General features: G+C 61.3%; 8 protein-coding genes and 1 pseudogene. 5 read left to right on the forward strand and 4 right to left on the reverse strand.

Annotated elements, in window-relative coordinates; genetic code table 11:
• A partial coding sequence (locus H8A95_RS03180) for an acyl-CoA carboxylase subunit beta (RefSeq protein ID WP_420839321.1) occupies positions 1-949 on the reverse strand: 949 nt, incomplete at its 3' end.
• Between the two features lie 133 nt (positions 950-1,082).
• Between H8A95_RS03180 and H8A95_RS03185 the strand changes: the two genes are divergently transcribed.
• Together H8A95_RS03185 and H8A95_RS03190 are read left to right on the forward strand one after the other, a co-directional pair.
• Entirely contained in the window at positions 1,083-2,489 is a 1,407-nt protein-coding gene (locus H8A95_RS03185) for a helix-turn-helix domain-containing protein (protein ID WP_229181781.1), read from the forward strand.
• 311 nt (positions 2,490-2,800) lie between these two features.
• A complete protein-coding gene (locus tag H8A95_RS03190) occupies positions 2,801-3,436 on the forward strand; it encodes an Lrp/AsnC family transcriptional regulator (protein WP_057020979.1) in 636 nt (211 codons plus the stop codon).
• 233 nt (positions 3,437-3,669) lie between these two features.
• On the opposite strand, the pseudogene H8A95_RS03195 reads toward H8A95_RS03190, so the two are convergent.
• Positions 3,670-4,446 (reverse strand): annotated as a pseudogene (locus tag H8A95_RS03195) (helix-turn-helix transcriptional regulator).
• 133 nt (positions 4,447-4,579) lie between these two features.
• Here H8A95_RS03195 and H8A95_RS03200 point away from each other — a divergent pair.
• The 3 genes from H8A95_RS03200 to H8A95_RS03210 are packed head-to-tail and all read left to right on the forward strand — an operon-like array spanning position 4,580 to position 8,219.
• Positions 4,580-5,071, forward strand: coding sequence for a (2Fe-2S)-binding protein (locus H8A95_RS03200; protein ID WP_229181782.1), 492 nt, complete (start codon positions 4,580-4,582; stop codon positions 5,069-5,071).
• Positions 5,068-6,057, forward strand: a complete 990-nt coding sequence (locus H8A95_RS03205; protein ID WP_229181784.1) for an FAD binding domain-containing protein — start codon at positions 5,068-5,070, stop codon at positions 6,055-6,057. The genes H8A95_RS03200 and H8A95_RS03205 overlap by 4 nt, the downstream gene beginning before the upstream one ends.
• A complete protein-coding gene (locus H8A95_RS03210) occupies positions 6,054-8,219 on the forward strand; it encodes a xanthine dehydrogenase family protein molybdopterin-binding subunit (RefSeq protein WP_229181785.1) in 2,166 nt (721 codons plus the stop codon). Before H8A95_RS03205 ends, H8A95_RS03210 begins: the two co-directional genes overlap by 4 nt.
• 1,559 nt (positions 8,220-9,778) lie before the next feature.
• On the opposite strand, the gene H8A95_RS03215 is transcribed toward H8A95_RS03210, so the two are convergent.
• The gene (locus H8A95_RS03215; protein ID WP_229181786.1) at positions 9,779-11,161 is read right to left on the reverse strand and encodes an aminotransferase; all 1,383 of its coding nucleotides are present in this window, start codon (positions 11,159-11,161) and stop codon (positions 9,779-9,781) included.
• A 60-nt stretch (positions 11,162-11,221) separates the two neighbouring features.
• Positions 11,222-12,538 carry an aspartate aminotransferase family protein gene (locus H8A95_RS03220; RefSeq protein WP_229181787.1) on the reverse strand — a complete coding sequence of 439 codons (1,317 nt, stop codon included), beginning with the start codon at positions 12,536-12,538 and terminating at the stop codon, positions 11,222-11,224.
• Positions 12,539-12,548 lie beyond the last annotated feature (10 nt).

Here is a 12,548-nt window from a genome sequence, read left to right on the forward strand (position 1 = left end):
TGCGGCCGGCGATGCGGCCGAAGCCGGTGACGATGTTCTTGGCGAAGGTCTCCGAGATCTCGAAGAAGTCGCCCTCGTCGACGACCTTCAGGATCAGCTCCTTCATGTCGTAGGGCTTGTTCGGATTGTCGGGGATCAGCGTGTCGAGCGACATGTCGACCCGGCCGATATCGTCGAAGCTCGGCCATTCCGGCACGCCGTCGGTGTTGTTCGACGGCAGGAAGTCGATCAGCCGGCGCATCTGCAGCAGCGCGTCGACGTCGTTCTCGAACGCGCCGTCGGCGATCGAGGAGCGCGTCGCGTGCACCGAGGCGCCGCCGAGCTCCTCGGCGGTCACCACCTCGTTGGTGACGGTCTTCACCACGTCGGGGCCGGTGACGAACATGTAGCTGGTGTTCTTCACCATGAAGATGAAGTCGGTCATCGCAGGCGAATAGACGTCGCCGCCGGCGCAGGGGCCCATGATGACCGAGATCTGCGGGATCACGCCCGAGGCCTGCACGTTGCGGCGGAACACATAGGAATAGCCCGCGAGCGCCGCGACGCCCTCCTGGATGCGCGCGCCGCCGGCGTCATAGAGGCCGATGATCGGCGCCCTCGCCTTCATCGCCATGTCTTGCAGCTTGGTGATCTTCAGCGCATGGGTTTCCGACAGCGAGCCGCCGAACACGGTGAAGTCCTTGGCGAACACAAAGGTCTTGCGGCCGTTGACCGTGCCCCAGCCGGTGACGACGCCGTCGCCGGGGATCTTGTTCTTCTCCATGCCGAACTCGATCGAGCGGTGCTCGACGAACATGTCGAATTCCTCGAACGAGCCCTTGTCGAGCAGGAGCTCGATCCGCTCGCGGGCGGTCAGCTTGCCGCGGGCGTGCTGCGCCTCGATGCGCTTTTCGCCGCCGCCGCGTCTTGCGCCGGCGCGACGTTCTTCAAGAGCTTCAATTGTGGAGATCACACAACACCCCCCGGTGGGTCCGCGAGCAGGTCTTACGCGCCATATACAAGCGATCCGAAACCTGAGAAGGGTTGAAGACGCACATTCGCACATGTTACAGAATTGCAAACAGCATATTGCGAAGTTGCAAATGGCAGGAAAGCTTTATATCGGTCGCAGGTTCCGCGAGGTAAGGGAGAGCAAAATGCTCACCCAGGCGGCGTTCGCGGAGCGGCTGGGAATCTCGCTCAGTTACCTGAACCAGATCGAGAACAATCAGCGGCCGGTCTCGGCTTCCGTGCTCGTGCTGCTCGCCGAAAAATTTCAGGTCGACCTGAGCTCTTTGTCGCTCAACGACAGTGACAAGATCATTTCGATGCTGGCCGAGTCGTTGGCTGATCCGATCTTCGCCTCCTATTCGCCCAGCATACAAGAGTTGAAACTGGTGGTTCAGAACGCTCCCGGTTTTGCTCAAGCGCTCCTGAGCGCGCATCAGGCATATCGGCGCAACAGCGAGCAACTCGCCAGCCTGGATGGCCAGATCGCCAATCTGGCGGGAGAACCGACGGCTTATGAGGAAGTTCGCGATTTCTTTCACCTGGTCGACAATTACGTCCATGAGTTGGATACCGCGGCCGAGGCTCTTGCCGACCGGCTGAATATTCCCGACAGCAACGCGACGACGGCGTTGATCAGCTACCTGGAATCGAAACATGGCGTGCAGATTCGCCAGAGCGGTCCGAACGAGACTTCATTGCGGCAATTCGATCGCGCATCGCGCACGCTGTTCCTAAGCCAATATCTGCCTACACCAACCCGAACCTTCCAGATCGCTCTGCAAATCGCGACTCTTGAACAAGAAGACCGGATTGGTCAGATTACAGATAAAGCGACATTTCGATCAGTCGATGCACGAAACGTGTGCGCGGCCGGATTGCGAAATTATTTTGCGGGCGCTCTCGTTCTACCGTACCAACGATTCCTGCAATCCGCTCGAGAGCTGCGGCACGATCTTGAATTGCTCGCGACGAGGTTCGGCGCAAGCCTGGAGCAGGTTGCTCATCGCTTGTCTACGCTTCAACGGCAAGGCTCGAAGGGTGTGCCCGTCTTCTTCGCCCGATTGGACCGCGCCGGAAACATCACCAAACGCCACAGCGCGGCAAAACTGCAATTTGCACGATACGGAGCCGCCTGCCCGCTCTGGAATGCGCACCAGGCATTCGAGGCCCCAAGCCAAATCATTCGGCAACTCGCCGAGACACCGGACGGCATCCGATTTCTTTGCATCGCAACTGAACTTTCGAAAGGCCGGGGCGGCTTCGGCTCTCCTCGTCCGCGCTATGCCATCGCTCTGGGATGCGAAGTCTCCTATGCAAAAGATTTCGTATATGCAGACGGGCTCGACCTCACAAGCAAGGGCACTTTCGATCCGATCGGAATTTCTTGTCGAATCTGCGAGCGGACCAACTGTTCTCAACGCGCGATCCCGCCGCTCAAGAGCAGATTGAGAATAGACCGCGATCGCAGGGACATACTGCCCTACCAATTACCCGGCTAGGCCAGTCGATGACAAAGCTGGGACCTCCAAAAATCGCGGGCTTGGGCTGGACCTGGTTCAGTTCCCGCGACCATCAGTGCACAGATTGCAATCGCGTTGCTCATCACGACGGCAGCAGTCGACGGCGCGCAGGCCACATGTTCGAGCGGCAAGATCAGATTGACCGTTTTTCGATACAAGTCGTCATTTTATCGAAATTCTACATGCCCCGGCGAGAGATAGCATTTGTTTCATCGAGATGTCACCACGCGGAATAACGCGAGGGGCCGGGCCTCGATGGGACGACGAATGCTTGCCCATGGGAGAATGAAATGACGACGACGGCTTTGGACAGGATCGACATAAAGATCTTGAATGAACTGCAGCAGAACGCAAGTTTGACCAACGTTGAACTCGCTTCCCGCGTCAATCTCTCACCGTCTCCGTGTCTCGCTCGAGTTCGAACGCTCGAAAAACTCGGGGTCATTGACCGGCGAATTGCGGTGCTGGATCCCGCAGTTCTCGGCATCGGCGTTACGGCATTCATACAAGTAAAGCTTGAAAGGCAGGCCCAGCCATCACTCGAGAGCTTTACGCGTTCAATCGATCGCCTTGGCGAGGTGATGGAATGCTACCTGATGACCGGGGACAACGATTATCTTCTCCGCGTTATGGTGTCTGATATCGAGGCTCTTGAGGATCTCATCGTAAACAAGCTCTCCCGCATAACCGGGGTTTCGAGCATCCGCTCAAACCTGGCCCTGAAGCGGATATCTCACAAGACGGTGCTCCCTATCGACACGAACCGACCAGTTCAGGTCAAGCCGTGCAGCTCTTCCAGGCGCCTCGACAGGCCCGCCAAACAGCAATACGACGCCTCGCCCCAGGCGCGGATCGATGGTGGCATGAATCTCGAGACTTCGCGGATTTTGCGGGGTGACGGGCAGTACCCCTCAAGCCTCCCGTAGACAACGGCAGGAGCACTGTCTCGAGCTTGCGCTCGTTGTACGTGCTTTTTGCTCCAACGCACAAAGATCGAGTGCCGTTCCGTGTTCGACCGTGTGCGCGCGGAACGCGACGGTCAAAAGCCGGCCGCCTGCAGAAAGGCTCCCGCGTGATGTGTGGGAGCTCAGGATCGACAGCTAATAGGCCCTCGTGGTCGGGGCCGCAATTTAGCGACTGTCAGTAGAACCCCGCCCCCCTACTTCACCGGCGTGTAGATCACGACCCGCAATGACGGGTCGTCATTGACCTGGAAGCTCGCATGTTCGAAGGACACGACGCCCTTTTTCGGATGATGCAGCCGCTTGATGCCGGCGGCCGTGCCGCGGATGTCGTGGGTTTTCCACCAGACCGAAAATTCCGGGCAGCCTTTCCTGAGCTTGAGCAACAGCTCATGAAACGCGGGATCGTCGGCCCATAGATCGTGCACCGCCCGGAACTGCGCGACGACGCGCTTGGCTTCATCGGCCCAGGCCGCCCCGAACAGCTTCCGCGCCGAGGGCCGCGTCAACATGGAGACGAGCACGTTGCGGTCTTCGCTCGCGAGATGATCGAACGCGAAAATGTCGTTCGCCGCCTTGTTCCAGCCGAGCAGGTCCCATCAGCGACCGGTCACATAGGCCGGGTGCTTCATCGCGTCGATCATCCGCTGCAATGATGCCGGCACGGTCTCCTGCTGGAAACTCCGCCGCTCGCCGGAACGGGTGAGGGCCTTGAGATGAAGGTGCTCGACCTTGTTGAGCTTGAGCGCCCGGGCCAGCGCATTGATGGTCGTGATCGACGGATTGACCGAGCGGCCCTGCTCGAGGCGCACATACCAGTCGACGCCGATGCCGGCGAGTTCGGCTACTTCCTCGCGCCGCAGACCGGCGGTTCGCCGCCGCCGTCCATCGGCAAGCCCGACATCCCGCGGCCGCAATTTCTCACGGCGCGACCGCAGGAAATCCCCGAGCTCACTGCGGCTCTTCTCGATCACCGACATTGCAGCATCTTTCGAACAACGCCCAAAGGGGGACTGCCAATCCTAGGATAATACCATGCCTTCCAGCTTCGCCCTAGCCTGCCATAATCGCGGCCGAACATTCCAGTGCCACGGCGATGTACACCACATGACGCAATCACTGAACGCCAACATTCCGAAACAGAGCATCGCGCTGTCCATAAAGATCAACGGCACGCGATACGAGCGCGAGATCGCGCCGACCGCGACCCTGCTGGACGTGATTCGCGACGAGCTCGGGCTCACCGGCACCAAGAAGGGCTGTGACATGGGCGGCTGCGGCGCCTGCACGGTGCTGGTCACGGGCCGTCGGATCGCATCCTGCCTGGCGCTGGCAGCATCCTTTGGAGGGGCCGACGTGACGACGATAGAGGGGATCGGCACGGCCGATCGCCTGCATCCGCTGCAGGATGCGTTCATCCGGCACGATGCGCTGCAGTGCGGCTACTGCACGCCGGGCCAGATTCTGTCCGCGATCGCCTTGCTGGCGGAGGGCCCTCTCTCGATCGACGACATCCGCGAAGGCATGAGCGGCAATCTCTGCCGCTGCGGCGCCCATGCCAACATCGTCGCTGCGATCGCGGAGGTCGGCGGGCTATGAGCAGCGCTTCCTTCAACTATATTCGCGCGGCCGAACTCACCGATGCGCTCGCGCGCGGCGAGAGGGCAGGTGCCGCCTATCTCGCCGGCGGCACCGATCTGCTGCCGCTCTGGAAGGCTTCGCTGACCGCGCCACAGGAGGTGATCGACATCTCGCACCTGCCGCTTGCGACCATCACCCGCTCCGGCGACGCGCTCACCATCGGCGCGACGGCCCGGCTGAGCGACATCGCCGCCCATCCGGAGGTGAAAGCGCACTATCCTCTTGTATGCGATGGCATCCTTGCGAGCGCGAGCGGACAGGTGCGCAATGTCGCAACCATGGGGGGCAATCTGCTGCAGCGGACACGTTGTCCCTATTTTCGCGACGCGGGACTGGCCTGCAACAAGCGCGATCCCGGGTCCGGATGCGGCACCCGACATGGCGAGAACCGCCATGCCGTGCTGTTCGGTGGCTCGCCCGGCTGCGTCGCCACGCATCCGTCCGACCTCGCGGTGGCGCTGGCCGCGCTTGACGCCAGGATCGTGGTGAGCAGTGCTAGCGGCGAACGCGAACTCGCACTGTCCGAGCTTTACCCGCTGCCGGGCGAGACCACCGCACCCGATTCATCTCTGCGCCCCGGGGAGATGATCACGGTGATCCGCATGCTCAATGCGGCGCGTTTCGCAAACCACGCGACCTATCTGAAGATCCGCGATCGCGCCTCGTTCGAATTTGCCGTCGTCTCCGTCGCGGCGGCGTTGCGCATCGCGGATGGCGCCATCGCCGAGGCGCGGCTCGCGGCTGGCGGTGTTGCACCACTGCCCTGGCGACTTGAGAAAAGCGAGGCGGCGCTGATCGGTCGCGCACCGACGGAGCACGCCTTCGCCGAGGCCGGCGCGCTCGCAATCGAAGGCGCGCGCCCGCTCGAAGGCAACGCATTCAAGATCCCCTTGCTGCGCAACGCCGTCATTCGCGCCCTGCAAACGGCCGGAGGCCAGTCGTGAAGAACCGAACCATCGCGCGCTATGAAGGCACCCTCAAGGTCACCGGCCAGGCCCGCTATGAAGGCGAGATGATGCCCGAGGGCCTGCTGCACGCGGCCCTCGTGGAGTCGCCCATCGCCTGCGGCGAATTGCAGTCACTCGACACATCGCGCGCTGCCACGCTGTCGGGATTTGCCACCCTCGTCACGCATGAAGATGCCGCATCGCTGAAGCCGTCGGCAGCAACCGCCCTGATCCGGGAGAAGGCGATTCATTTCCACGGCCAGCCCGTCGCGCTCGTCGCCGCCACTACGCTGTCGGAGGCCCGCGAAGCGGCGAAGGCGACACAAGCCTCGATCGCAGCGCGCACCGCGTTGACGCAAATGGGCCAGGCGCTGGACCAGGCCTATGAGCCGGCGATGGTCGGGCGTTTCCCGGCCTCGACCCGCCGCGGCGATTCTGCGAAGGCGTTGAGCGAGGCCGGGCTCGTGGTGCGGCGCCGCTACACAACCGCCGTCAACAATCATCATCCGATGGAGCCCCATGCGGTCGTTTGCTGGTGGGAAGGCAACAAGGTCGTCGTTCACACCTGCACGCAGGCGATTTTCGCCACGCGGGCGATCATCGCGCATGCGTTCGAGATGCCGCCCGTCGACATCCGCGTGCTGTCGCGCTATCTCGGCGGCGGCTTCGGCTGCAAGGGACAGCTGTGGTGGCCGTGGATGTTCTGGGCGATGCTGGCATCGCGAAAGACGAACCGTCCGGTGCGGCTCGAACTGACCCGCGCACAGATGTTCATCCTGGTCGGGCGGCGGCAGGAGACGGCGCAAGACATCGCGCTCGGCTTCGTCGATGGGCGGCTGACGGCGATCGAGCATGATGTCGTAGCCCAAACCTCGACACATGCGGAATTTTCCGACTCGACCGCGGTCTACACGCGCTTCCTCTACGCCTGCCCCAACGTCACCACGCGTCACAGCCTCGTGCGCACCAACGAGCCGCAGCCGGTTCCGATGCGTGCGCCGGGAACGGCTCCCGGCACCTTTGCACTGGAGTCGGCGATGGACGAGGCGGCAGAATTGCTCGGGGTCGATCCGCTCGAATTGCGCCTCGACAATTTTGCCGATCGCGACCAGGAGAACGGCCGGCCCTGGAGCAGCAACAGCCTTCGCGAATGCTATCGCGTCGGCGCCGAGCGTTTCGGCTGGGCCGAGCGCCGTGCGCGATCGGCCACCAAAGTCGGCCGCTGGAAAATCGGCTTCGGCATGGCGACCACGCTCTATCCTGCGATACGCCAGGCCTGCCGAGCGCGCGTCGCGCTGCGCGCCGACGGCTCGCTGCTGGTCCAGTGCGGCACCCAGGACATGGGCTCGGGCACCTACACCGCGCTCGGCCAGATCGCAGCCGATGCGCTCGGAGTCCCCATGGACAAGATCACCGTCGAACTCGGCGACACCGAGTTGCCGGACGGCCCCTTCTCCGGCGGCTCGCAGGTCACGGCGAGCATCTTTCCCGCCGTGGAAGCGGCGACGGCGAAACTGCGCGCGGCGCTGGCGAGCATCGCAACCACAGACGCCACCTCGCCGCTCGGCGGCAAGCCGCCGGAGGATCTCGAATTCGCCGACGGGATGATCCGCAGCCGCTCCGGCAACGCCGGCGAAAGGCTCACCGACGTGCTCGCGCGTGCGGCCGCCGATGGCCTCGAGGCGGAGGGCGAGAGCCCGGCGACCGATCATCAGAAGCTTGCCGCGACCGGCATGGGCTATGGCGCGATCTTTGTGGAGATCGGTGTCGACCCCGAACTCGGCGAGATCCGCGTCCGCCGCGTCTGTGGCGCCTTCGCGGCCGGGCACATCCTCAATCCGCTGCTGGCGAAGAGCCAGTATATCGGCGGCCTCATCGGCGGCATCGGCATGGCGTTGCATGAGCAGACCGCGACCGATGCTGCGACCGGCAGCATCCTCGGCAAGTCGTTCACCGACTATCTCATTCCGGTTCATGCCGACATGCCCGCATTCGACATCGCCATGATCGACGAGGACGACCCGCATCTCCCCGGCGGCGTCAAGGGCATCGGCATGCTCGGCACCGCCGGCATCCAGGCCGCGATCGCCAACGCCGTCTACGACGCCATCGGCAAGCGCATTCGCAAGCTGCCGATCCGGATCGAGGATTGTCTCTGATCGCGGCACGTGGCTGCGCGCTCAAATAACTTCTGCGCTGTCGGAAAATGATGGCGGAGAGAGTGGGAGTCAAACTCCCGATTTCGATTACTCCACTTCGAAAGACTGAAAGCCGCTGAGTAAACGCTCGCCTGCCTCCTGCAAAGGTTTCGAGTTTGAGCCCGGTTCGATTCCAGTCGGGCGATTGTTGAGCACGGACCGTGCCGGCGCAGATCGCTTGCGGCTTTTTGCGAGCTAATGCCGTCCGCATCCTGCTGGTATTTGTGCTGGTATTGGCAGCAATCGACGACAAAAGTTCCTTCAAATTCAAATTGTTATGGCTCTAGACGATTGTCGGCCAGGGGCACCACGGAAAAAATATTAACAATAACAACAACTTAAGATGCTAGTTCGATTCCGGATTCCCCGGGAAAACCGTCGGGATGGATTGAAAATCCAAGCATAAGCCCACTGCAGCGGTCCACTTTGCTGGTATTTTTGCTGGTATCGCCAAGCCAAACGCGCCGCGGCGAATTTCGCTATTCCGAACGACGGAATCGAGCAGATGGCCCGCAAGAATGATGGCGCGGGTGCCAACCCAAAGCAGATCTGACTAATCTCGACTGCCGCCGCGTGACCGAAATTCGACATGAGCGACGGACCGCCGACGCTTTTCGACTCGCACACAAAGCTGCTGCAGCATTGGGCTGATCGGAACTGTTTCGATCCCAAGAAGTCGATGCCGACAAGGGAGGCGCGCAGGCTTGAGTCTCCTAGTCATCAGGCTGGTTGAGGTTGTCCAATTCAACCCGCGACAAACTCATGTGATAATCGTCGAACGCTTGTGCATGACGTGCCGCAAAAGCGGATCGATTTCGCAGCGCTTTTGCAACGCGTTGCGCTTGGCCGCCTGAGATAAACCGCCGCGCGTACATACGCCGTGACCAAGAGATCGTCTGCGCTCCTGACCGCTGCCTTCCGAAGAAGGTCACGCTCGTATCGTGGTCGAACGCACCATCGCGCAAGATGGATCGATTCCTTCGTGTCGACCCTCTGGTCGGGGGTTCGAGTCACGGGAACGCTACATCGCGATACCCACTATTTCGGGAGTCCTGTTTTCTTTCCGGAGAGCAGCCTAAACTCGGAACGTCGGAGCTCGACAGTCAGCCAAAACCGCCGTTCGTGCGCGATCCCTTGTCGCCAAATAGTCGGCGAGTAGGTTCAAATCAGGGACCTGCAACTATCTCAAATTGCTGTTTCAGGCGGTAGCTTGAACGGTTAGCGTTGCCCTCCGAAGGCTGATGTCAAGGGGTATGGTTTGGAAGGAAGTCGAAAAAGGGCAACGAATATCAGTAGGTTGAGAACCTCTCGGCGCCCGCTCCGGAAAATTCTTCGCGTAAGCACCGCGTGAGCAGCAGCAGCGAAAAAAGGCGCAGCGTGGCCCGTATGGTTGCCATGGAAATACTCATCAGTGAAGCTGGTTCAGGTCCGTTTCGGCTGGTCAGAATCGTTTCGAATGCGGCTTTGCTCCCGCTTTTTGACAACGTTGACGCGATCGCATCAGCGGCAGCGTCACAACGCTACTTTGTTTCACGTTCGTAGGCCGCGCTCACGTCTTCCAGCGCCTTGGTGAAGCGATCGAACATTTCGTCGACTTCTTCCTCCGTAATGATCAGCGGCGGAGAGAAGGCGCAGCCGTCGCAGCCGGGCAGTGCGCGAACGATCAGCTTACAAAATTCCTCGGCCCGATCCCTGACCTTGCCGCCGAAAGTGCCGACCGGCATCAACGGCGCCTTTGTCTTCTTGTCCGCAACAAATTCGATGGCCCCGATCAATCCGGAGCCGCGCACGTCTCCGACGTAAGGATGATCGGCGAGGCGGCTCAGGCGCGCGAGAAACCGCTTCGATACACGCTCGACATGCGCACCGATGTCGCGCTCTTCCAACAGGTCGAGGACCTTGAGCGCCACCGCGCAGCCCACCGGATGTCCGGAGTAGGTGGAGCCGTGTCCGAAGTAGCCGGTGGATGCGCTCCCCTCGACGAGGCCCTGAAATATTTCATCGGATACGACAATGGCGGCCAGGGGCTGATAGGCCGACGTCAACCCCTTGGCCAGAGTCATCGTATCCGGCTTGAAGTTCATTGTCTGGCAGCCCCAGAGCTTGCCGGTGCGGTAGAAGCCGTTGATGACCTCGTCGTCGAGAAAGAAGATGTCGTACTTGCTGAGGACTTCGCGAACTCCCGCATAATAGGACAGAGGCGGAATGCTCACGCCGCCGCCGCCAGTGATCGGTTCCGCGATAAAGGCCGCGACCGTGTCGGGACCTTCGCGAAGGATCGTATCTTCGAGTTCCCGCACCAGACGCGCGGCAAACTCATCGCGGCTCTCGCCATTCAGGCTGTTGCGAAAGTAGTGCGGATCGGAGACGTGGATCACGCCCGGCAGCGGGAGATCGAAATTCCTGTGATTGATCGGAAGACCGGTGAGGCTCGTCGCCATGACGGTAGCGCCGTGGTAGCCGTTGATGCGGGAGATGATCTTCTTTTTTTGCGGCCGGCCCTTGGCGTTGTTGTAGAAGCGGATGAACTTCACAAGGAAGTCGTTTGCCTCCGAGCCGGACAGCGCGAAGTAGACATGCGCATTCTCGATCGGTGCCAGCGCGGCAAGCCGCTCCGCGAGATCGATGGCCGGATTGACCGACTTGTATGCGACCGTGTGGTAATAGGGCAGCTTGCGCAACTGTTCGGTGGCGGCCTCGATGAGCGCCTGCTCCCCGAAGCCGAACGCGGTGCACCACATGCCCGCGGCACCTTCCATATACGGGGTGCCGTTCTCGTCCATGACGTAGATGCCCTTGCCGCCAACCATTACCGTCGGAGGTCGCTCCAACTGCGTCTTCAGGTTGACATATCCGTGGAGGACGTGGGCGATGTCACGGGCGCCGGCCGAGTTTGCATGCATCGAAAGGTTCCTTAGCGTGAGAAGAGAGCGAGACCGACTCCATCAACGCAACTGCGCCGGTCACGTCCGAAGCCCGCCTTTCGTGATTCCGCTGACCGCGGCGATGAAATGATCGATATCGGCGTCGGTCATCGGCGTCGAAAGAATTCCCTTTCCCGTGCTGGCGAGATGAAATCCTTCGTCGGTAAGCGCCCTTTGAAGGGCTTTGATGCGGTTTGCTTCCTCGGTCGTGGCATAGGCTGAACGATAGTCGATAACCGGCCGAGTGTGCCCGAAGATCATGAACATCGATGCGAAACCAGTAACCTGACCCGGAAAACCGGATTGTTTGAACGCGACATTGAGTTCGTTGATGATCCGCACGTTCATGCGGTTCATCCGATCGGTAGCGGAATCGTCGAGCAGATCGAGCGTGACTTTCCCGGCGGTCATCGTCACGGGGTTGGCCGTGAATGTGCCGCTCCATGGCAAGGCGGGCTTACCGGCACGGTGATCGTAAACCTTCATTAATTCGCGCCGGCCGACCACGGCACCGACGGGGAATCCGCCGCCGATGATCTTGGCGAGTGTCGTCATATCGGGATTGATGCCGAACAGCGTTTGTGCGCCGCCACTGTGAGCCCTGAAGGTGATGACCTCGTCGAGGATGAAGACCGCGCCGATTTCGCGCGTCACGCACTCGATCATGGCGATGTAGTCCTTCGACATCGGAAGGAAGCCGAGATAGCTGGGAGCCGGATCCATCAACACCGCAGCGACTTGTGACGCGTTCGCGCGAATGATGCGTTCAGCGGCCTCGACATTGTTGAACGGCACGACGACGACGTCGTCAGTCACGCCTTTCGGCACGCCCTTCGAATAGCCGATTGAGTTCGGATCGTTGCCCCAGTTGGACGGATTGGAATCGAGGCTGACTTCGGCATAGTCGTAGGAGCCGTGGTAGACGCCTTCGGCCTTGACGATCTTGGGACGTCCGGTCAGTGCGCGGGCGGCCTTGATCGCGCTCATCACCGCTTCCGAACCGGAGTTACAGAAGCGAATCTGCTCGAAGCTTTCGGCGCGGGCGCAGATCGTCTCGGCGAGCGCGACTTCCTGCTCCGTCGGCAGTGTGAAGGCCGTCCCATTGCCGACCTGCCTGCGCACCGCCTCGACCACGGCGGGATGCGCATGGCCATGCGCGAGCGAAGCGAAGTTATTGAGAAGGTCGAGGCGGCGAGTCCCGTCGACGTCGATCACATAGGCGCCTTCGCCGCGCGCCGCGTAGACCGGAAACGGATCCTGCCACGGCATCGTTCGGGTGATGCCGCCGGGCAGTACTTTCAGTCCGCGGTCATAGAGTTGCTTCGACCTGCTGGTCGGATCCGGCCAATGAGTCATGTCGCTATTC

Origin of the sequence: Bradyrhizobium oropedii, from assembly GCF_020889685.1 — a bacterium.
Taxonomy (GTDB): Bacteria; Pseudomonadota; Alphaproteobacteria; order Rhizobiales; family Xanthobacteraceae; genus Bradyrhizobium; species Bradyrhizobium oropedii.

What these genes read in the sequence shown, in the direction of transcription:
- H8A95_RS03185 (WP_229181781.1), top strand. Translation starts at nt 1,083, where the DNA reads ATGGCAGGAAAGCTTTATATCGGTCGCAGGTTCCGCGAGGTAAGGGAG.
- H8A95_RS03190 (WP_057020979.1), top strand. Translation starts at nt 2,801, where the DNA reads ATGACGACGACGGCTTTGGACAGGATCGACATAAAGATCTTGAATGAA.
- H8A95_RS03200 (WP_229181782.1), top strand. Translation starts at nt 4,580, where the DNA reads ATGACGCAATCACTGAACGCCAACATTCCGAAACAGAGCATCGCGCTG.
- H8A95_RS03205 (WP_229181784.1), top strand. Translation starts at nt 5,068, where the DNA reads ATGAGCAGCGCTTCCTTCAACTATATTCGCGCGGCCGAACTCACCGAT.
- H8A95_RS03215 (WP_229181786.1), bottom strand. Translation starts at nt 11,161, where the DNA reads ATGCATGCAAACTCGGCCGGCGCCCGTGACATCGCCCACGTCCTCCAC.
- H8A95_RS03220 (WP_229181787.1), bottom strand. Translation starts at nt 12,538, where the DNA reads ATGACTCATTGGCCGGATCCGACCAGCAGGTCGAAGCAACTCTATGAC.